This is a genomic window from Pseudomonas sp. TNT2022 ID1044 (assembly GCF_028656895.1).
Taxonomy (GTDB): domain Bacteria; phylum Pseudomonadota; class Gammaproteobacteria; order Pseudomonadales; family Pseudomonadaceae; genus Aquipseudomonas; species Aquipseudomonas reinekei.
The window spans coordinates 211,000-232,032 of sequence record NZ_JAMDHB010000006.1; the positions used below are offsets into that span (position 1 = coordinate 211,000).

Annotated in this window: 18 protein-coding genes and 1 pseudogene; 11 read left to right on the forward strand and 8 right to left on the reverse strand. The window is 61.3% G+C overall.

Going from position 1 to position 21,033, the window contains the following annotated elements; translation table 11 throughout:
* Nucleotides 1-17: 17 nt before the first annotated feature.
* The 6 genes and pseudogenes from M5G20_RS09255 to pilG all read right to left on the reverse strand — a co-directional run bounded on the left by M5G20_RS09255 (nt 18) and on the right by pilG (nt 10,093).
* Nucleotides 18-485, reverse strand: a complete 468-nt coding sequence (locus M5G20_RS09255; RefSeq protein WP_150734171.1) for a chemotaxis protein CheW — start codon at nt 483-485, stop codon at nt 18-20.
* Nucleotides 478-6,463: pseudogene (locus M5G20_RS09260) on the reverse strand (Hpt domain-containing protein). The gene M5G20_RS09255 and the pseudogene M5G20_RS09260 overlap by 8 nt, the downstream one beginning before the upstream one ends.
* 49 nt (nt 6,464-6,512) lie before the next feature.
* Nucleotides 6,513-8,573, reverse strand: a complete 2,061-nt coding sequence (locus M5G20_RS09265) for a methyl-accepting chemotaxis protein (protein WP_443218299.1) — start codon at nt 8,571-8,573, stop codon at nt 6,513-6,515.
* Nucleotides 8,574-8,715: 142 nt separating this feature from the next.
* Entirely contained in the window at nt 8,716-9,255 is a 540-nt protein-coding gene (locus M5G20_RS09270; RefSeq protein WP_273918906.1) for a chemotaxis protein CheW, read from the reverse strand.
* A gap of 10 nt (nt 9,256-9,265) precedes the next feature.
* Nucleotides 9,266-9,631: a twitching motility response regulator PilH gene (gene pilH, locus M5G20_RS09275; RefSeq protein WP_075946300.1), complete on the reverse strand. Its 366-nt coding sequence runs from the start codon at nt 9,629-9,631 to the stop codon at nt 9,266-9,268.
* Nucleotides 9,632-9,688: 57 nt separating this feature from the next.
* Nucleotides 9,689-10,093: a twitching motility response regulator PilG gene (pilG, locus tag M5G20_RS09280; protein ID WP_273918907.1), complete on the reverse strand. Its 405-nt coding sequence runs from the start codon at nt 10,091-10,093 to the stop codon at nt 9,689-9,691.
* Between the two features lie 235 nt (nt 10,094-10,328).
* Between pilG and gshB the strand changes: the two genes are divergently transcribed.
* The 7 genes from gshB (at nt 10,329) to M5G20_RS09315 (ending at nt 16,258) form a co-directional block, all read left to right on the forward strand.
* Nucleotides 10,329-11,282 carry a glutathione synthase gene (gene gshB / locus M5G20_RS09285; protein ID WP_150734167.1) on the forward strand — a complete coding sequence of 318 codons (954 nt, stop codon included), beginning with the start codon at nt 10,329-10,331 and terminating at the stop codon, nt 11,280-11,282.
* A 64-nt stretch (nt 11,283-11,346) separates the two neighbouring features.
* Nucleotides 11,347-12,246: an energy transducer TonB gene (locus tag M5G20_RS09290; RefSeq protein WP_273918908.1), complete on the forward strand. Its 900-nt coding sequence runs from the start codon at nt 11,347-11,349 to the stop codon at nt 12,244-12,246.
* Nucleotides 12,247-12,350: 104 nt separating this feature from the next.
* On the forward strand, nt 12,351-12,923 hold the full coding sequence (locus M5G20_RS09295) for a YqgE/AlgH family protein (RefSeq protein ID WP_150734165.1): 573 nt from the start codon (nt 12,351-12,353) through the stop codon (nt 12,921-12,923).
* Complete coding sequence (ruvX, locus tag M5G20_RS09300) at nt 12,923-13,360, forward strand: Holliday junction resolvase RuvX (RefSeq protein ID WP_150734164.1); 438 nt, start codon at nt 12,923-12,925, stop codon at nt 13,358-13,360. Before M5G20_RS09295 ends, ruvX begins: the two co-directional genes overlap by 1 nt.
* A 94-nt stretch (nt 13,361-13,454) precedes the next feature.
* Nucleotides 13,455-13,958: a bifunctional pyr operon transcriptional regulator/uracil phosphoribosyltransferase PyrR gene (gene pyrR, locus M5G20_RS09305; RefSeq protein ID WP_273918909.1), complete on the forward strand. Its 504-nt coding sequence runs from the start codon at nt 13,455-13,457 to the stop codon at nt 13,956-13,958.
* Nucleotides 13,959-13,985: 27 nt separating this feature from the next.
* Nucleotides 13,986-14,990 (forward strand): aspartate carbamoyltransferase catalytic subunit, encoded by a 1,005-nt coding sequence (locus M5G20_RS09310; protein WP_020797380.1) that lies wholly within the window; start codon nt 13,986-13,988, stop codon nt 14,988-14,990.
* The gene (locus M5G20_RS09315) at nt 14,987-16,258 is read left to right on the forward strand and encodes a dihydroorotase (RefSeq protein WP_150734162.1); all 1,272 of its coding nucleotides are present in this window, start codon (nt 14,987-14,989) and stop codon (nt 16,256-16,258) included. The genes M5G20_RS09310 and M5G20_RS09315 overlap by 4 nt, the downstream gene beginning before the upstream one ends.
* Nucleotides 16,259-16,356: 98 nt before the next feature.
* On the opposite strand, the gene M5G20_RS09320 is transcribed toward M5G20_RS09315, so the two are convergent.
* Entirely contained in the window at nt 16,357-16,788 is a 432-nt protein-coding gene (locus M5G20_RS09320; protein WP_273918910.1) for an NINE protein, read from the reverse strand.
* Between the two features lie 250 nt (nt 16,789-17,038).
* Between M5G20_RS09320 and M5G20_RS09325 the strand changes: the two genes are divergently transcribed.
* Nucleotides 17,039-17,656, forward strand: coding sequence for a C40 family peptidase (locus M5G20_RS09325; RefSeq protein ID WP_273918911.1), 618 nt, complete (start codon nt 17,039-17,041; stop codon nt 17,654-17,656).
* Nucleotides 17,657-17,712: 56 nt separating this feature from the next.
* Here the strand turns inward: M5G20_RS09325 and M5G20_RS09330 are convergent, their stop codons facing one another.
* A complete protein-coding gene (locus tag M5G20_RS09330) occupies nt 17,713-18,747 on the reverse strand; it encodes a type IV pilus twitching motility protein PilT (RefSeq protein ID WP_273918912.1) in 1,035 nt (344 codons plus the stop codon).
* 56 nt (nt 18,748-18,803) lie between these two features.
* Here M5G20_RS09330 and M5G20_RS09335 point away from each other — a divergent pair, with 56 nt between their 5' ends.
* The 3 genes from M5G20_RS09335 to M5G20_RS09345 are packed head-to-tail and all read left to right on the forward strand — an operon-like array spanning nt 18,804 to nt 20,956.
* Nucleotides 18,804-19,490, forward strand: coding sequence for a YggS family pyridoxal phosphate-dependent enzyme (locus tag M5G20_RS09335; protein ID WP_212626325.1), 687 nt, complete (start codon nt 18,804-18,806; stop codon nt 19,488-19,490).
* A gap of 35 nt (nt 19,491-19,525) precedes the next feature.
* Nucleotides 19,526-20,344 (forward strand): pyrroline-5-carboxylate reductase, encoded by an 819-nt coding sequence (gene proC / locus M5G20_RS09340; RefSeq protein ID WP_273918913.1) that lies wholly within the window; start codon nt 19,526-19,528, stop codon nt 20,342-20,344.
* A gap of 24 nt (nt 20,345-20,368) precedes the next feature.
* Entirely contained in the window at nt 20,369-20,956 is a 588-nt protein-coding gene (locus M5G20_RS09345; RefSeq protein WP_273918914.1) for a YggT family protein, read from the forward strand.
* Nucleotides 20,957-21,033 lie beyond the last annotated feature (77 nt).

Genomic DNA, 21,033 nt, shown 5'->3' on the forward strand with positions numbered 1-21,033 from the left:
CTCGCCACAGGGGCCAGTCAGGACAACCCGGCATTCACAAGCAACTCCTCCAGCGCCAACAAGTCCGGGACCTTGGCGACTTGATCCGCCACCTGCACCGCGGCTTTCTCCAACCCGCACAACGGCACATCCACATAGCTCAATTGACTGTCGAGCTTGTACGAGCGTGGAATTCCCTGCACCAGCATCGCAATGAACTTAAGCGCCGGCCGCCCTCCCAGCGCATTGAGAATGACGATCCGCGCCCGCTCGCCAATGACGATTTTCTGCCCGCAGGCCGACTCGAAACTGAGCAGTGGAATCTGCCGGTTGCGCCACGTCACCCGGCCCAGATACCACGGCGGCGTGTCCAGATCGAACGCCGCAGGCTGGTAGTCGATCAGCTCGGCGACCGCGACGTTGGGCAAGATCAGGTTACGGTCGGCCAGAGGCAACAACAGGCCGGTGAGGTGGCTGGTGCGCTGGCTGATCAGCCGCTCAAGCATGGGTTTTGCTCCACAGGGCAATGCTTTCAAGCAATACCGATTCCTGGTACGGCTTGCCGAGGTAGTCGTTGACACCGATGGCCATCGCCCGGTCGCGGTGTTTCTGGCCGGTGCGCGAGGTGATCATGATGATTGGCAAGTGCTGCAAGCGCTCATCGTTGCGCACCTGGGTCGCCACTTCGAAGCCGTCCATGCGCGGCATTTCGATGTCCAGCAGCATCAGGTCCGGCATGTGCTCTTCCAGCAGCAGCATGGCGTCGACGCCGTCCTTGGCGGTCAGCACGTTCATGCCGTGACGTTCGAGCAAACGGCTGGTGACCTTGCGCACCGTGACGGAGTCGTCGACCACCATCACCAGCAATGGCCGCTGCGGTTCGGTCTCGACTTCATGACTTTCCGGACGTTGTGGCACGCGGGCCTGCATGGCGCGGATCGGCGCCAACAGATCCAGAATCAACACCACCCGGCCATCCCCGAGAATCGTCGCCCCGGACACCCCCTGCACGGCGGCGAATTGCGGCCCAAGGCTCTTCACCACGATCTCGCGGGTGCCGGCCATGGCGTCGACCTGCACCGCGATGTGCCGATCGTTGCATTGAACCAGCAACACCGGCAACGGCAGGCTCTGGCCCAAGAGTTTGGGGCGGGGACTGGTTTTCAGCAGCTCGCCCAGATAGCACAGCTCGTAGCGTTGACCGGCGTATTCGTAGGTGGGCGGATCGAGGCGGAAATGCCCTTCGAGTTCGTTGGGCAACACGCGGACGATGCCGTCGATGGTGTTCAGCGGGATCGCGTACTGATCTTCAAAACAGTGCACCATCAACGCCCGGTTGACCGAAACCGTGAACGGCAGGCGAATGCGGAAATGCACACCTTGTCCCGGCACCGAATCGATACTCATGGTGCCGCCCAGTTGCCGCACTTCTTCGTGCACCACGTCCATGCCGACACCGCGCCCGGAAATCTGGGTGATTTTCTCGGCCGTGGAAAACCCCGGCTGCAGGATGAATTGCAGGACGTCGCGGTCGCTGATTTCGCTGTCCTGATCGAGCAGGCCGCGCTTGATCGCCTTGCGCCGCACGGCGTCCAGCGGCACGCCGGCACCGTCGTCGCGAATATCGAAAATGATGTCGCCGCCCTCGCGCAACAAGTCCAGGGTGATTCGCCCTTGCGCCGGTTTCCCCGCGGCGACCCGCACTTCGGCGGATTCAAGGCCATGGTCCACGGCATTGCGCAGCATGTGTTCCAGCGGTGCGGCCATGCGTTCAAGCACGTTGCGATCCATCTCGCCTTCGGCGTTGCCGACGATGAACTCGACGTCCTTGCCCAGTTCGCCGGCCACCTGACGAACGATGCGCTTCAAGCGCGGCAGCATCCGTTCGAACGGGACCATGCGCGTGCGCATCAGGCCTTCCTGCAACTCGGTGTTGATGCGGCCCTGCTGTTGCAGCAGGTTTTGCGCATCCTGATTGCGCCGGTCGAGGGTTTCCTTGAGATCCAGCAAGTCAGAGGCGGACTCGAACAGTGCCCGCGACAGTTGCTGCAATTGCGAGTGACGGTCCATCTCCAGCGGGTCGAATTCTTCATAACCCAGGCGTTCGGCGTCGACCTGCTGACGGCTGAGGATCCGGCCCTGGGTTTCGGTGTCGAGGCGGCGCAACTGATCACGCATCCGCTCGATGGTGGTTTCCATCTCGTTCAGCGCCACCTGGGCATCGCTGACTTGCTGTTCGATCCGGCCTCGAAAGATCGAGGTTTCGCCGGCCAGGTTGACCAGGTCGTCGAGCAGTTCCGCCGAGACCTTGACCATGTCCGCGCCGGCGTCCGGTTGCAGCACTGGCGTTTCGGTTTTTGCTGCCGGCAGTGCGACTGGTGCGGAGGGGGCAGGCACGGCCGGGTGGCTGAAGTTCTTGATCGCGTCCAGCAGCCGGTCGGCCGGCGGCAGCGGCTCACCGGCACGGGCGGCATCCAGCATCTGCGCCAGCCGGTCGTGGCTGCGCTGCAGCAACTCAAACAGCGCGCCGGTGGGCTTCAGCTCGCCGCTCGACAAGCCTTCGTAGAGAAACTCCAACTCATGGGCCAGGTCGCCGATCGGCGCGATTTCGACCATGCGCGCACCGCCCTTGAGGGTGTGCAGGTCGCGCAACAGGGTTTCCACTTCCTGACGACTCGAAGGCTCAGCCTGCCAGCGCACCAGTGCCGCGCTGGAGCTTTCGATGATGTCGAAACCTTCCTCGAGGAAGATGTCCAGCAGTTCGCTGTCGTGATGGGCGAAATCGTTGCCGGCCGCAGGTTCGATCACTTCGGCGTGAGCCATGTGACCTTGGCGGAACGCGCGAATCGCCTCGATCAACTCCCCCGGGTCGCCCAGTGCTTGATGGTTCTGCAATTGCTCAAGCAGTTGCGCCAAACGGTCATGACTGTTTTGCAGCAATTGCACCAGCACATCGCTGTAGCTGTAGCGGCGATCCACCAACCCTTCGTAAAGGCTTTCCAGCTCATGGGCCAGATCACCGACCGGTTCGACCTCGGCCATCCGTGCGCCGCCCTTGAGGGTATGCAGGTCACGTTGCAGGGACGACAGCGGTGCGGCGTTTTGTGGGTCGTTCAACCATCGCTGCAAGGCCTGGTTCGCGCTGTCGAGGATGTCCACCGCTTCTTCGAGGAAGATGGAGACAATTTCGTCGTCCAGCGTGCCACTGGGGGAGCTGGCTTGCCAGCGATGCGCGTTAACGATGACCAGCTCCCACAGTGGTCGGTGCCAGGTCTGCCAAAGTGCTCTGAGCCAGTTCGGCGGTGGCATCGGACAAGTCGCGGATGCTCAGGGTGCGGCTGCCGTCACTGCGAATCAGGCCCATGGCCGATGGATCGAGGCTCTGGTCGAGCAAGGCGTGCAAGGCGCGCACCCGCTCCGGTTGCGGGCTGACTTCCTGGCCGGCAGCCAGTTCATCGAGCATGTTGATCAACGCTTCGTGGGCACTTTGTGCCTCGTGAAAGAACGCTTCGCTGACTGCCAGACTGCTTTCTTCCACGGCGCCATAAAGGTCGAGCAACGCCTCGCAGAGTTCGTCGACCGGATGCAGGTCGGCCAGGTGCGCGCCTTCGCCGAGGGTGGTCAACTCGTCCAGCAGCGCACTGAGTTCCTGGCGTTCGCCGGGATGCTGCTGCCAGCGCTGCAACAGGCTTTCAGCATCCAGGAGGATGTCCATGCCCTGGGCCAGGAAGTTGTTGATCAGCTGCGGATCACGCTTGACCCGCTGCCCGGTGCTCGGCGCATTCGAGAGGTTTTGCAGACGCTCGGCCAGCATCGCCTGAGCCCGCTCGATCAATGCTTTGGCGTGTGGAATTTCCGCCAGCGGATCAGACCTCAGTTGGCGCAAACCCAGTCGGAACAAGCCTTCGGCTTCCAGCAACAGGTCGACTTCATCCAGATCCAGCGCCACCTGATGCGCCTTGTACTCGCGCGCCAGTTGATCCAGCGGCGCGGCCAGTTCGGCAATCGGCAACACCCCCGCCATCGACGCGCTGCCCTTGAGGGTATGCAAGGCTCGCTGCAACTCGTCACTGGCCGGCAGCGGCAGATGCTCGGCTGCCTGATCGAGATAGCGATTGAGACTGCTCAAATGGCTTTCGGCTTCTTTGCGAAAGATCTCCAGCAACAGCGGATCGAGGGCCGAGACGTCCTGGGTGTCTTCGTCACTGGCCGGCTCCTCCCCCTTGGCCAGGGCATGGGCACGCGCGGCCAACTGGTCGACATCGTTGCGCTGACGCTGCGCATTGGCGGCGTATTCGGCCACCAGTTCCGGCAACAGGTTGAGCACATCACCGAGCAATTGCTGCACCGTGGCACCTGGCTCAACACTCTGTTCGAGCACTCGGTTGAGCAGGTTTTCCACCGCCCAGGCCAGCTCGCCCAAGACCAATGCGCGAACCATGCGACCACTGCCCTTGAGGGTATGAAATGCCCGGCGCAACTCACTCAGGGCCGAACGGTTGTCGGAGTTGATCGACCAGCGCGGCAAGTATTCGCGAAGCACTTCCAGGACTTCATCGGTTTCTTCGAGGAAGACTTCCCGCAACTCATCGTCCACCGGCTCTTCACCAGACGGCGGCGGCAACAGGCTGCCGGGCGTACTGAGCGCGGGCGGGTTAAGGGCCGACACCGGACTGGCCAGCACATCGGCGAGAGTCTGGACGATGGCCGGCGCATCCTGCTCCTGGCGTTGCTGCATGACCTGCGCTTCGCCGGGACTCAGCACATCGTCAAGCACCGGCACCTGCTGTTCACCGGCCCCTTCATTAGGGAAGAAGCCGAGCGATGCCAGGCTTTTTTCCGCGATGTCGAGCAGCTGTTCGCCAAGCGCTTGCGGATCATCGCTCAGGCGTTCCAGATAATATTCGAGGCTGGTGATGACGTCGGCCAGGCTGTCGAGCTCCTGCCAGCCCGGCTGCCCCGGATCAAGCAGCAGGTGTTCGCGGATGAAATGGTTGCAGGTTTCGATCAGGCTCGCCGCCCGGCTCAACGGGATCATCGCCAACGCGCCACGCACCTGGGTCAGCAGCGCCGGCAGAGGCTGCAAATGCTGACGGTCCCAGTCGGCGTCGATGTAGTCGACGATCATGTCCTTGGCCTCTTGCAGGCAGATGCGGGCTTCCTTGATCACGATCTGGTGGATCTGCGTCAGGTCGGTGGTCGGCAGGCGGCTGTCTTCCTGGCTTTCGGGCTCCACCGTGCCGACCATGCCGGCCAGCGTGGCTTCCACATAGAGCAAGGCCCCGGCGACATCCATGAGGATCGCATCGTCGGGTTCGCGCTGGCCCTGGGCGAGGCTCAGCACCACCGCCAGTTGATCAATGATGACTTTGCGCGGCTGACCAAACCCCAGCACCGCCAGGGTATCGGCGATTTGTCGCAAGGGTGCCAACAGGCTTTCCAGATCGGAGGCGTGTTGCCGGTCGCTGCGCACGAACAGGTCGAGGCGCTCCTTGACCCGCACCAGTTCTTCGCACAACGCGGCCAATACCGAACGCATCGCATCGCGGTCGGGACCGGCCAGCCGTGCACGTTCTTCATCGACCATCGCGCTGTCGGGCAGCGCGTCGTCCAGTCCGTAGCGATCTTTCATGGTCAGCATCTGCCCGGTGGGGTGTTCGGCCTTGGCAATGTAGAACAGCAAACTCTTGAGCAACTCGGCTGGCGGTGGCTGATTGACGCCGTGCATGCCCTGTTCGAGCAGGCGCTTGAGTTCTTTGTCAGCATCCTTGAACAGGCTGCGCAACGCCGGACTGTTGGCGATGGCGCCACCGCGCATGCCTTCGACCAATGCCGAAGTGACCTGCCACAGCGGGCTCAGCGGCGCGTTAGCGCACAAGCTTTCGAGACGGCTGAAGACTTTGGCCAGATAACCGAGATGAGTGTCGTCATCCTGCTCGCGCAACAGGCCGACCAGCGCCATCTGCAACATTTGCCGCAACTTGCGCAGCACGCTTGGCAATTCAGCCGGTTCCAGCAGCGCCAGGGTTTCTTCAGACAGAGGCGGCAGGTCCGGCAACTGCGGACTGAACAGACTGGTTTCCGACAACCGACTCTCGCCCCGGGCACTGCGCAAATCGTTGATCAACGGCAGCACCACCAAAGGCAAATCGCGGCGGGCGCCTTGCACGCGGTCCAGGTAAATCGGCAGTTGCCCCAGTGCCTGCAGCATCAGGTGCAGCGCTTCGTCGAGGTGACTGACGCGGCCTTCTTGCAACGCCATGACCAGTTGTTCCATTTCTTCGGCGAGCAGGGCCGCGCCGTAGAATTCGACCATCTGCAGACTGCCATGCACCTGATGGATGCACGCCAGGCATTCGCTCAGGGCGTGTGTCGCCTGCGGGTCATCAAGCCGGGTTTCGATCGCGTGATGAGCCTGCTTCAGCGTTTCGGCAATTTCGCCTTTGACCCACTCGAGGGCCACATAGTCGTGCCGATCACCCATAACCACTCCAGTCCCCACTTCTTTCAAGATGCCTGCCCCTTGGGCCGGTTCAAGCCTTGTCCGCCACCTGCGCCCTGGTGGCGGGCAAGGTGAACCCGGACACCGAGCGCCGCAACTGGCTGGCCATTTTCGCCAGGTTGCCGATGCTCTCGGCGGTGGCGGTGGAACCGGACGAAGTCTGCGTGGTGATCTGCTGGATCACGTTCATCGTCAGGGAAATCTGACCGGCAGACGACGTCTGTTGTTGTGCCGCGTTGGAAATACTCTGGATCAGTGCCGCCAGGGTTTTCGAGACACCTTCGATTTCTTCCAGGGCCACACCGGCATCCTGCGCCAGACGGGCACCACGCACCACTTCGGTGGTGGTCTGCTCCATGGAAATCACCGCTTCATTGGTGTCGGTCTGAATCGCCCGCACCAGGGTTTCAATCTGGCGTGTGGCCGCCGATGAGCGTTCGGCCAGGCGTTGCACTTCGTCCGCGACCACTGCGAAACCGCGCCCGGCGTCACCGGCCATGGACGCCTGGATCGCCGCGTTGAGCGCGAGGATGTTGGTCTGGTCGGCAATGTCATCGATCAAGCTGACGATGTCGCCGATTTCCTGGGACGACTCGCCCAGGCGCTTGATCCGCTTGGCGGTGTCCTGGATCTGTTCACGGATGTTGTCCATGCCGTGGATGGTGTTGTGCACCACCTCGTTGCCCTTGTTGGCGATTTCCACCGAACGCTCGGCCACCGCCGAAGATTCAGCGGCGTTGGCCGATACCTGATCGATGGACTGGGCCATGTCGTTGATCGCGGTGGACGCTTCGGAAATCTGCTGCGCCTGATGCTCGGAAGCCTGCGCCAGGTGCATGGCGGTGGCCTGGGTTTCCTGTACGGCGGCGGCGACTTGTCCGGCAGTGAGGTTGATCGTGGCCACCAGATCACGCAGCTGGTCCACGGAATAGTTGATCGAGTCGGCGATGGTGCCGGTGAAGTCCTCAGTCACCGAAGCGGTCACGGTCAGGTCGCCGTCGGCCAGGTCCTCGATCTCATCGAGCAGCCGCATGATCGCGTTCTGGTTGCGTTCGTTCTTCTCGGCGGTTTCCCGCAGCTGCCGATTGGTTTCACGCACCATCACCAGGCCGATGAGGATGATCGACATCAGTGCCGCCAGGCCCAACACATACCCGCCGATGGTGTCGGTGTTGCGTCCGCCGGCGAGGTTTTCGAAACCACTGGCCAGGTGCGAAGCTTCATCGAGCAGGGTTTGCGACAGGCTGAAAATGTTGGTGGCCGACTCGCGCACCTTGAACAGCTCCGGTGAGGTTTCAAGGATTTCATCCACCGAGCCGGAAACGAATTCGAACAACTCGGAAATTTCGCTCAACCGCGCGCGCGCATCCTGGTCCTCGACCTGACTGACCTTGAGCGCCGCATTGCCCTGGAGCATGCCGTTGAGCACCTGACCGAAACGCGCCGCATCGCGACCGAAAGCATCGGCCGCCTGCTGTGAACTTTCATCGCCCGACAGCACCGTGTTCACGGCACCCAGAATGCGCTCGGCCAACAACGATTGACGCTGGGCCATCGCTACCTGCGTGGCCGGCGCGCCGCGTTGCAGGAGGATTTCCACCACTTTCTCGTACTCGACCTGCAACTGCGGGACGGTTTCGGCCAGGGTCGCGGCGACCTGATGCAGCGACAGCACGGTCTGTTCGCTTGAGAGAATGGCGTCGGTGTTTTTCAGCAGGCGCTCCCAGTCCAGCTGCACGGCGCGCATTTCCGGGCGCACGGTGGCCGGTGCGGGAGGCAGGCCGGTGGACGGGTCGCCTTTCTTCAGATAGCTCCAGCGCTGAGCAAAATCGTTGCGCGCATCGCTGAGCAACTTGAACGCCGCAGCCTTGCCGGCGGCGGCTTCGGTGGCGTTCTTGGCAATGCGCTGGGACAGCACGCGCAGCTCACCGGCGTGGCCGATGTACTGTTTGTCGTAGGTGGCCTGGGTGTTGAGGTACGCGAAGTTGGCGAACAACAGCATGATGAAGATGATCAACGCGATGAACAGCACGATGATCTGCGACCGACTGCGCGACCCTTCCATTGGCTTGCCTGTTTTTGCTTTTATCATCGGTCTTCGCCTGTTAAACCACACCTTTTGAACCTTGCCGAAGCCCCCTGTAGGAGCGAGCCTGCTCGCGATGGAGTGTCAGTCGACACATTTGCAGCTGATACACCATCGCGAGCAGGCTCGCTCCTACAAAAAGCCAGGTTTAAACCGCGATATTCATGAACCCCTGCGACCGCGCCAGCGCAAACGGGCTGAACACCCACCAGGTCTGTTCGCCCTCAAAGCAGCCTTCGACAAACGCCGCCATGGGGCCTTGAACCGCATTGGCGGCAACAGGCTCCAGACTCCCCTGGGCGAAGTGTTGAAGGCCGAACACCTCATCGACCATCAGCCCGGCGAACACGTCCTGATGCTCCACCACCAGCACCCGCCGCTGGCGGCGCGCCACCGACAGTTCGTGTCCAAGGAAGGCACACAGGTCCATGATCGGCAGCAGGCGTCCACGCAGATTGGCGACGCCCTTGACCCAAGGCTTGACCCCCGGCACCTGGGTGAAGCGCGGCTCGTGCAACACTTCACTGACCTCGCCCATCGGCGCGACGTACCAGTATTCACCCAGGCGAAAACCGATGCCGCTCCAACTGTTCTGACGGGTCGGCTGGGACGGCAAGTCCGCCGCCAGCACGCGACAGCGCTGGTCGATCTGCAGCAGCAGTTCAAAAGCCGTCAGCGACTCGGTCATGGCCGGACGATCAACCGGCCAGCACGTTGTTCAGGGTTTTAAGCAGGGTTTCTTCATCCACCGGTTTGGTCAGGTAATCCTTGGCGCCTTGGCGCGTGCCCCAGACCTTGTCGGTGTCCTGATCCTTGGTGGTGATGATGATCACCGGGATGTGTCCGGTTTCCGGGTCTTTGGTCAACTGACGGGTGGCCTGGAATCCGTTGAGACCGGGCATGACGATGTCCATCAGCACGGCGTCGGGTTTTTCCTGGCGGGCCAGGGCCACGCCGTCGGCGCCATTTTCAGCTTTCAATACTTCATGACCGTGCTTTTCCAGCATGCCGGTCAATTTGTACATTTCAGTCGGCGAATCATCGACGATCAGAATACGTGCCATGGTCTTCCCCATTCTTGTCGACGCAAGGCCCGTTGGCCGAGCGTCACTGTAGGTGTCTTACTGCGGCAAAACGGCGGCGAAGCCCGGAACATGGGCCTGGATCGCGTTCAGCAGTTCTTCCTTGCTGAAAGGTTTGGTCAAAAACTGATCGGAGCCGACGATGCGCCCCTTGGCCTTGTCGAACAGCCCGTCCCTGGACGACAGCATTATCACTGGCGTGGACTTGAAAGCACTGTTGTTCTTGATTAAAGCGCAGGTCTGATAGCCATCCAGGCGCGGCATCATGATGTCGACAAAGATGATGCCGGGATGATTGTCGGCGATCTTGGCCAGGGCATCGAAACCGTCGATGGCCGTGATGACCTCACAACCCACGTTTTTCAGCAGCGTTTCGGCGGTGCGGCGAATCGTCTTCGAATCGTCGATCACCATGACCTTCAAGGCGCTGGGGTGCTGTTCCATAAATGCTCTACCGTCGCCTTTGTGAATCAATTTGTCCGTTTGCCGGTTAACGGAGGCTCGAAACCCTTGATACGCAAGGGCCAGCATCACTAGGCAGTCTTTTTAGCACAGTCTCCAGCACCAATCTATCGGCCGACCGGCGCGGTGGTTTTTCCTTGACCGGGAACCCGCTCAGCGCCACTCTGACGCCACTTTTTGATCGCTATCAAGCCACCCCCATTTCGAGGAAAAACCCATGAGCGTTCGCGTCGGGATTGTCATGGACCCTATCGCCAGCATCTCCTATAAAAAGGATAGCTCGCTGGCCATGCTGCTGGCCGCGCAGAAACGTGGCTGGGAACTGTTCTATATGGAACAGCGCGACCTGTACCAGGCCGAAGGTCAGGCTCGGGCGCGGATGCGTCCGCTGCAAGTGTTCGCCAACCCGGAAAAATGGTTCGAATTGGGTGCCGAGCAAGACTCGCTGCTGAGCGATCTGCATGTGATCCTGATGCGCAAGGATCCGCCATTCGACATGGAATTCGTCTATTCCACCTATCTGCTGGAACAGGCCGAGAGCGCTGGCGTACTGGTGGTCAACAAGCCGCAGAGCCTGCGCGACTGCAACGAAAAACTGTTCGCCACGCTGTTCCCGCAGTGCACGCCACCGACCATCGTCAGCCGTCGCCCTGACGTACTGCGCGAATTCGCCGACCATCATGGCGACGTGATTCTCAAGCCGCTGGACGGCATGGGCGGTTCCTCGATCTTCCGTCACACCGCCGGCCACCCGAACCTGTCGGTCATTCTCGAAACCCTGACCCTGCACGGTCAGCAGCAGATCATGATCCAGGGCTACCTGCCGGCCATCGTCGATGGCGACAAACGCATCCTGATGATCGACGGCGAACCGGTGGATTACTGCCTGGCGCGCATTCCCGCTGCTGGCGAAACCCGTGGCAACCTCGCTGCCGGTGGCCGTGGCGAAGCCCGTCCATTGACCGACAAAGATCGCTGGATTGCCGCACAAGTCGGCCCGACCCTGCGCGAAAAAGGCCTGCTGTTCGTCGGCCTCGACGTGATCGGCGAGCACCTGACGGAAATCAACGTCACCAGCCCGACCTGCATCCGCGAGATCGACAATGCCTTCGGCACCGACATTGGCGGCATGCTGATGGATGCCATCGATCAGAAGCTCAAGGCACGTTGAAAAGCCAAACCAACATTGCGTTATCATGCGCGGCCTGTGAAAACGCGATGTTGGTTTCCTTGTCATGACCCTCCCGTCCGATCTGCCTGTTGAACTCGCCCAGCGTGGCGTGCGCCCGGCCGATCGCCTCGGTTTTACCCTGTTTTTGGCGGCTTTGATTCACTTGGCCCTGCTGTTGGGCGTCGGGTTCGCCGTGGTCGAGCCCAAACAGATCAGCAAAACCCTGGAAATCACCCTCGCTACGTTCAAAAGCGAAAAGAAGCCTGAAAAGGCTGACTTCCTCGCTCAGGAGAATCAGCAGGGCAGCGGCACACTGGATAAAAAGGCGATCCCCAAGACCACCGAGGTCGCGCCTTTCCAGGACAACAAGGTGCAAAAAGTCACGCCACCGCCAGCGGCCAAGCCTGAACAGCAGGAAGCCGCGCCCAAGGCTGCCGTGACCACCGTCGCGCCGAAGCCGAAAAAAGCCCCTGCCAAAACCGAAGAACCCAAACCTGTCACCAAACCTGCGGTGGCCGCGCCGACGTTCGACACCGAACAGCTGTCCAGCGACATCGCCAGCCTGGAAGCGGAACTGGCCCAGGAACAACAGCTGTACGCCAAACGCCCGCGCATCCACCGTCTGAGCGCCGCCTCGACGATGAAAGACAAGGGTGCCTGGTACAAGGACGAATGGCGCAAGAAAGTCGAGCGCATCGGCAACCTCAACTATCCGGACGAAGCCCGGCGTAAACAGATTTACGGCAATTTGCGCCTGATGGTGTCGATCAACCGCGATGGCTCGCTGTATGAAGTGCTGGTGCTGGAGTCTTCCGGCCAGCCACTGCTGGATCAGGCAGCCCAGCGCATTGTGCGGCTGGCGGCGCCGTTTGCACCGTTTACCGGGGATTTGTCGGATATCGACCGGCTGGAAATCATTCGCACGTGGAAGTTTGCCCGAGGGGACAGGCTTTCCAGTAATTGACCATCACCAATCCCCCAGGGTTGTGAATCGATTCCCGACATTTGCGGCATTTCCTACACATCCCCAGCTTGTCAGTTCGCCCCTCCAACGCCACACTAGCGCTCATGAAAAACGTCAGCCCCAGCTACCTCAAGCATCAATTCCTGATCGCCATGCCTCACATGGCCGACCCGAACTTTGCGCACACCTTGACCTACATCGTCGAGCACACGGCCAACGGTGCCATGGGGCTGGTGGTCAACCGCCCGCAAGACCTGAACCTGGCCGACATCCTCGAGCAATTACGCCCCGATATCGAACCGCCGGTCCTCTGCCAGCATGTGCCGATCTTCATCGGCGGGCCGGTGCAGACCGATCGCGGCTTTGTCCTGCATCCGTCGGGGAAAACCTTTCAGGCGACCGTTGATCTGGAAGGCGAGCTCTCGCTGTCGACGTCACAGGACGTGCTGTTCGCCATCGCCGATGGCGTGGGCCCAGCGAAAAGCCTGATCGCCCTCGGTTATGCCGGCTGGGAAGCCGGGCAGCTGGAAGCCGAACTGGCGCAAAACGCCTGGCTGACCTGCCCGTTCGACGCCGACATTTTGTTCAACACCAGCAGTGAACTGCGCCTGGAAGCGGCCGCCAGGCACCTGGGCGTCAACCTCAGCCTGTTGACCAGCCAGGCGGGGCACGCCTGATGGCCCTGCGGCTGATTCTCGGATTCGACTACGGCACCAAACAGATCGGCGTCGCGGTCGGTCAGGTGATTACCGGCCAGGCCCGCGAGCTGTGCACATTGAAAGCGCAGAATGGCATTCCCGACTGGGATCAGGTCGAAGCCCTGATCAAAGAGTGGAAGCCCGACGCTGTAGTGGTCGGCCTGCCGTTGAACATGGACGGCACCCCCAGTGACATGTGCCTGCGCGCGGAAAAATTCGCCCGCCGCCTCAACGGCCGCTTCAACCTGCCCTTCTATACCCACGATGAGCGCCTGACCACCTTCGAAGCCAAAGGTGAACGACGTGATCGCGGAGGGCAAAAAGGCAGTTACCGCGACAACCCGGTCGATGCCATCGCCGCCGCCCTGCTGCTGCAAGGCTGGCTCGACGAAAATGGCGCGCTGTTCGAATCCTGATATACCCAATCCTGAAGAGTCGCGAAGCAGCTCTTTCAGTAACAACCCGAGCCACCTCAAGCACAAGCCGCCTCGGGCCCAAGAAGGAGCAACCATGAGCCTGCCCAATCCCGCCGAACTGATCAGCCAGATGGCCACTGATCTCAAGGCACACCTGGAACACCGTGGTATCAGCGAACCGCGCTACATCGGTATCCGTACCGGCGGCGTCTGGGTCGCCCAGGCCTTGCTCAAAGAGCTGGGCAGCGCGGAACCTCTTGGCATACTCGACGTTTCCTTCTACCGCGACGATTTCAGCCAGAACGGCCTGCACCCGCAAGTGCGCCCATCGGCCCTGCCGTTCGAAATCGAAGGCCAGCACCTGGTGCTGATCGATGACGTATTGATGAGCGGGCGCACTATCCGCGCCGCCATGAACGAACTGTTCGACTACGGACGCCCGGCCAGCGTGACGCTGGTGTGCCTGCTGGACCTGGACGCCGGCGAGCTGCCGATCCGCCCGAACGTGCTCGGCGCGACCCTGTCGCTGGCCGCCCACGAACGCGTGAAACTGTCCGGCCCGGAGCTTGCCCTCGAACTGCAAGACCTTGCCCTTTAATTTGCCCTATTGAGAGTCCCCCTCGCGATGACGCCTCTAGACACCAAGCGCCCGCTGCAGCTCAATGATCAGGGCCAGCTGCGCCACTTCCTCTCGCTCGACGGTCTGCGCCGCGAGTTGCTGACGGAAATCCTCGACACTGCCGATTCGTTCCTTGAAGTCGGCGCCCGGGCCGTGAAGAAAGTCCCGTTGCTGCGCGGCAAGACCGTGTGCAACGTGTTCTTCGAGAACTCGACCCGCACCCGCACCACCTTCGAACTGGCAGCCCAGCGCCTGTCGGCAGACGTGATCACCCTGAATGTGTCGACATCCTCGGCGAGCAAGGGGGAAACCCTGCTCGACACCCTGCGCAACCTCGAAGCCATGGCCGCCGACATGTTCGTTGTGCGTCACGGTGATTCCGGTGCCGCGCACTTCATCGCCGAACATGTCTGCCCGCAAGTGGCGATCATCAACGGCGGCGACGGCCGGCACGCGCACCCGACCCAGGGCATGCTCGACATGCTGACCATCCGCCGGCACAAGGGCGGCTTCGAAAACCTTTCGGTGGCCATCGTCGGCGACATCCTGCACTCGCGGGTCGCTCGCTCGAACATGCTGGCCCTGAAAACCCTTGGCTGCCCGGACATCCGCGTGATCGCGCCGAAAACCCTGCTGCCGATCGGCATCGAGCAATACGGCGTGAAGGTCTATACCGACATGACCGAAGGCCTGAAAGACGTCGACGTGGTGATCATGTTGCGCCTGCAGCGTGAACGCATGACCGGCGGCCTGCTGCCAAGCGAAGGCGAGTTCTACCGCCTGTTCGGCCTGACCACCGCACGTTTGGCCGGCGCCAAACCCGATGCCATCGTCATGCACCCGGGGCCGATCAACCGGGGGGTGGAGATCGAGTCGGCGGTGGCTGACGGTCCGCACTCGGTGATTCTCAATCAAGTGACCTACGGCATCGCGATTCGCATGGCCGTGCTGTCCATGGCCATGAGCGGGCAGACGGCCCAGCGCCAATTCGAGCAGGAGAACGTTCAGTGAAGCTCAGCATTCTCGGCGCACGCGTCATCGACCCGGCCAGCGGCCTGGATCAAGTCACCGATATTCACATTGAAGCCTGCAAGATCGTCGCCCTCGGCGCCGCACCGGCCGGTTTTGTCGCAGTCGACACCATCGACGCCACAGGCCTGGTGGCCGCCCCGGGCCTGGTCGACCTCAACGTCGCCCTGCGCGAGCCTGGCTACAGCCGCAAAGGCTCGATCATCAGCGAAACCCGTGCCGCAGCGGCCGGCGGTGTCACTAGCCTGTGCTGCCCACCGAAAACCAAACCGGTGCTGGACACTTCGGCCGTGGCCGAACTGATCCTCGACCGCGCCCGCGAGGCCGGCAACGCCAAAGTCTTCCCGATTGGCGCCCTGAGCAAAGGCCTGGACGGTGAACAACTGGCCGAGCTGGTCGCGTTGCGCGATGCCGGTTGCGTGGCCTTCGGCAATGGCCTGGAGAGCTTCCGCAACACCCGCACCCTGTGCCGGGCACTGGAATATGCGGCGACCTTCGACCTGACAGTGATTTTCAACTCCCAGGATCATGATCTGGCCGAAGGCGGCCTGGCCCATGAAGGCCCGACCGCCAGTTTCCTCGGTCTGCCGGGCATTCCGGAAACCGCCGAAACCGTGGCCCTGGCTCGCGACCTGTTGCTGGTCGAGCAAAGCGGCGTACGCGCGCACTTCAGCCAGCTGACCAGCGCTCGCGGCGTCGCCCTGATCGCCCAGGCGCAGGCTCGTGGCCTGAAGGTCACGGCGGATGTGGCGCTGTATCAACTGATCCTGACCGATGAAGCGCTGATCGACTTCAGCAGCCTCTATCACGTCCAGCCCCCCCTGCGCACCCGCGCCGACCGCGATGGTCTGCGTGCGGCAGTGAAGTCGGGCGTGGTTTCGGCGATTTCCAGCCATCACCAACCCCACGAACGCGATGCCAAACTGGCGCCGTTCGGCGCGACCGAGCCGGGCATCAGCAGTGTCGAGCTGCTTTTACCATTGGCAATGACGCTGGTGGAAGACGGTTTGCTGGACTTGCCAACTCTGCTGGCCCGCCTCGGCGCCGGTCCTGCCGAAGCCTTGCGCCTGCCGGCAGGCAAGCTGGCAGTAGGCGGCGCGGCGGACATCGTGCTGTTCGACCCGGCAGCCTCGACCGTGGCCGGTGAAACCTGGCTGTCCAAGGGCGAGAACTGCCCGTTCATTGGGCACAGTTTGCCGGGTTTGGTGCGCTACACCCTGGTGGATGGGCGGATCAGCCACCAGGCTTAAGACCCTGTGGCGAGGGAGCTTGCTCCCGCCAGGGGGCGCAGCGGCCTCAAGATGGGCCTGCTACGCAGTCCAGCGGGAGCAAGCTCCCTCGCCACAACTTACTGAAAGGCGCCTCTGTTTTGCGCGTTACGCACCGACACTTGATCATTCAGCGTCCAGAAGTCATACAAAACCCCCAGGAAGAACAACCCGCCCGTCACCAGGTACAGCAACCCGCTGATCCACTTGCCCTGATACATCCGGTGCACGCCGAACACACCCAGGAACGTCAGCAGAATCCACGCCACGTTGTATTCGATTGGCCCGGCGGTAAAACGCAGGTCCGCTTCACGGTCCATGGCAGGGATCAGGAACAGATCGATCAACCAGCCAATGCCCAGCAATCCGAAGGTGAAAAACCAGATCGTCCCGGTCACCGGCTTGCCGTAATAAAACCGGTGAGCGCCGGTGAAACCGAAAATCCACAGCAAATATCCGATCACTTTGCTGTGGGTGTCCTGATACGGAACGGGGGGTTGATAGGTGTTCATGGATGACCTCGATTCACACGATAGATAAATATTCTTGAATTCTTTGTGACTTTTTTACAGGCACCCGACATACGGCAAATGTTACCTTCACTTCCGTCAAAGCCTTATACCACCTGACTTCTGTCCGACAATTGCGTCCGTTTGCCGCTTGTTTGGTTCCGTTGACCTCCAGGTTCAATCGACCAACGGCCTCGGAAGGGCGGAAAAAGCTGTTATAAAGTTGCGCGTTCACCTATTCGAGCCTTGCCTAATGCGTTCATTTTTCAAGACATGGCTAACCATTTGCCTTTTGATGCCACTGGCCGCCCACGCCACCAATCGTGAGCAACGTCTTCCAAACGTTAATGGTTACACCCCAAAATCCCATGCTTCTGCTCCTTCGAGCAAAAGCAAAAAAGCAGTCAGAACCGCTCCTGAGCTGGTCAGCAAAAGCAGCCTGGTGCCGCCAATGGCCACCAAGGAAAGCAGCAATGTGCTGAGCCGCGCCGTCAACGTCCTCGGTACGCCGTACCGTTGGGGCGGCAGCAGCCCGAGCAAAGGCTTCGATTGCAGCGGCCTGGTGAAGTACGCGTTCAACGACGCTACCTTCGACCTGCCACGTACGTCCAATGCCATGGCCAGCGGTCATGGCGAGAAAGTCGATCGCAAGGACCTCAAGCCCGGCGACCTGATTTTCTTCAACATCAAGAGCCGTCGAGTCAACCACGTTGCCATCTACCTGGGCAACGACCGCTTCATCCACGCACCACGTCGTGGCAAATCGGTGACCATCGACACCTTGAAGAAACCGTATTGGGAAAAGCACTACGTAGTGGCCAAGCGGGTTCTGCCGAAAGAACAGAACGCGTTGCGGGTCGTTCAGCGCTGATCTGAAACCGCCCGCCCACTGAGGCGGGCACTTGTGGCGATTGAGCATTTCAATCCTCAAAAGCCATCCGGTGACCGCGCCTTCTCCCGCGCATGCTCACGACTGACCAAGCCCTTGGTCACCAAATCCTTCAAGCCCATATCCAGCGTCTGCATCCCCAACGACCCACCCGACTGGATGGACGAGTACATCTGCGCCACCTTGTCTTCGCGAATCAGGTTACGAATCGCCGATGTTCCCAGCATGATCTCGTGAGCGGCAATGCGCCCGCCGCCGATCTTCTTCACCAGGGTCTGCGACACCACCGCCAGCAACGACTCGGACAACATCGAGCGCACCATGGATTTCTCGTCCCCCGGAAACACGTCGACGATCCGGTCGATGGTTTTCGCCGCCGAGGTGGTGTGCAGCGTACCGAATACCAAGTGCCCGGTTTCGGCTGCTGTCAGCGCGAGGCGAATGGTTTCCAGATCTCGCATCTCGCCCACCAGAATCACGTCCGGGTCCTCACGCAGGGCCGAGCGCAGGGCCGTGGCGAAGCTGCGGGTGTCGCGGTGCACTTCCCGCTGATTGATCAGGCATTTGCGCGATTCGTGGACGAACTCGATCGGGTCTTCGATGGTGAGGATGTGGTGATGGCGATGGTTGTTCAGGTAATCGATCATCGCCGCCAGCGTGGTGGACTTGCCGGAACCGGTCGGGCCGGTGACCAGCACCAGGCCGCGAGGCGCCTCGGTCATCTTGCGGAACACCTCGCCCATGTCCAGTTCATCCATGGTCAGGACTCTGGACGGGATCGTGCGGAACACCGCGCCCGCGCCGCGACTCTGGTTGAACGCGTTGACCCGAAAACGCGCCACGCCGGGCACATCAAAGGAAAAGTCGGTTTCCAGGTGTTTTTCGAAGTCGACGCGCTGGGTGTCGTTCATGATGTCGTAGATCAACGCCTGCACTTGCTTGTGGTCCAGTGCCGGCAGATTGATCCGCCGTACATCGCCATCAACCCTGATCATCGGCGGCAGGCCGGCTGACAGGTGCAGGTCGGATGCGCCCTGTTTGGCGCTGAACGCGAGCAGTTCAGTGATATCCATAGCGTCTCTCAATTCCAGTAGAATGCCGCGAACCTTCAGACCGCTGGCGCCTCTTGATGTCCACCATAGCAGACAACATTCAACTGGTTAGTTCGCGCATACACGCGGCAACACTTGCCGCCAACCGCGCCGAAAACAGCGTCCAGCTGCTGGCCGTGAGCAAGACCAAACCCGCACAGGCCCTGCGCGAAGCTTATGCCGCCGGCCTGTGCGACTTTGGCGAGAACTATCTGCAAGAGGCCTTGGGCAAACAGCTCGAACTGGCCGACCTGCCCTTGATCTGGCACTTCATCGGCCCCATTCAATCGAACAAGACTCGCGCTATTGCCGAGCATTTCGACTGGGTGCATTCCGTGGATCGTCTGAAAATCGCACAACGCTTGTCCGAACAACGCCCTGCCGATTTGCCGCCGCTGAACATCTGCATCCAGGTCAACGTCAGCGGTGAAGCCAGTAAATCCGGCTGCACCCCGGCCGATCTGCCAGCCCTGGCCAACGCCATCAGCGCCCTGCCGCGCCTGACGTTGCGCGGGCTGATGGCGATCCCCGAGCCGACTGAAGATCGCGCCGCCCAGGATGCCGCTTTTGCTGCCGTACAGCGCCTGCAAGCCAGCTTGAACCTGCCACTCGACACACTTTCCATGGGCATGAGCCACGACCTTGAGTCGGCCATCGCCCAAGGCGCCACCTGGGTGCGGATCGGTACCGCGCTGTTTGGCGCCCGCGATTACGACAGGCCATAACCCATGGCTGACTCTCTTCTTTATAAGGACCTGACATGAGCAAGACGCGTATTGCCTTTATCGGTGCCGGCAACATGGCCGCCAGCCTGATCGGTGGCCTGCGGGCCAAAGGTCTGGACGCGGCGCAGATCCGCGCCAGCGATCCGGGCGAAGAAACCCGCGCCCGCGTGAGCGCCGAGCACGGCATCGAAGTGTTCGCCGACAATGCCCAGGCCGTCGAAGGTGCAGACGTCATCGTGCTGGCGGTCAAGCCACAAGCGATGAAAGCCGTGTGCGAAGCCATTCGCCCGAACCTGAAGCCAGGTCAACTGGTGGTTTCGATTGCCGCCGGCATCACCTGCGCCAGCATGAACAACTGGCTCGGCGCCCAGCCCATCGTACGTTGCATGCCCAACACGCCAGCCCTGTTGCGTCAGGGTGTGAGCGGCCTGTTCGCCACCGCCGAAGTGACGGCCGAACAGCGCCAGCAAGCCCAGGAGCTGTTGTCTGCAGTCGGCATCGCTTTGTGGCTGAACGAAGAGCAGCAACTGGATGCGGTCACTGCCGTTTCCGGTTCCGGCCCGGCGTACTTCTTCCTGCTGATCGAGGCGATGACCGCCGCTGGCGTGAAACTCGGCCTGCCAGCCGACATCGCCGAACAGTTGACCCTGCAAACCGCTCTGGGCGCCGCGCACATGGCCGTGTCCAGTGACGTCGACGCCGCGGAACTGCGTCGCCGCGTGACCTCGCCTGCGGGCACCACCGAAGCCGCCATCAAATCTTTCCAGGCCAACGGCTTCGAAGCTCTGGTAGAACAAGCACTGGGCGCCGCCGCGCACCGCTCCGCCGAAATGGCTGAGCAACTTGGCCGCTAATCCGCTCTTAATAAGGAATCAATAATGCTCGGACTCAATGACGCTGCCATTTTTGTGATTCAAACCCTGGGCAGCCTGTATCTGCTGATCGTGCTGTTGCGCTTCATCCTGCAACTGGTGCGCGCCAACTTCTACAACCCGCTCTGCCAGTTCGCCGTGAAGGCCACTCAGCCGCTGCTCAAGCCACTGCGCCGGGTAATCCCGAGCATGTTCGGCCTGGACATGTCGTCGCTGGTGCTGGCACTGCTGGTGCAAATGGTGCTGTTCGCGGTGATCCTGCTGCTCAGCGGCTACTCGGTCGACGTATTGTTCCTGGCGCCTTGGGCGCTGATCGGCATCTTTGCGCTGTTTTTGAAGATCCTGTTCTGGGCGATGATCATCAGTGTGATCCTGTCCTGGGTCGCTCCAGGCAGCCACAACCCGGGCGCGGAACTGGTCCAGCAGATCACCGAGCCGGTCCTCGCGCCATTCCGCCGGATCATCCCGAACCTGGGCGGCCTCGATATCTCGCCGATCTTCGCGTTCATTGTGCTGCAATTGCTGCAAAGCTGGCTGATCCCGCGCCTGGCTTACTACGCAATGATGCCGAAAGAATTGTTCGGGCTGATCTAAACCGCATCATCGTTCATTGCAGCAAGCCGGCTCCTACAAGGGTACGCGTTCCCTTGTAGGAGCCGGCTTGCTGGCGA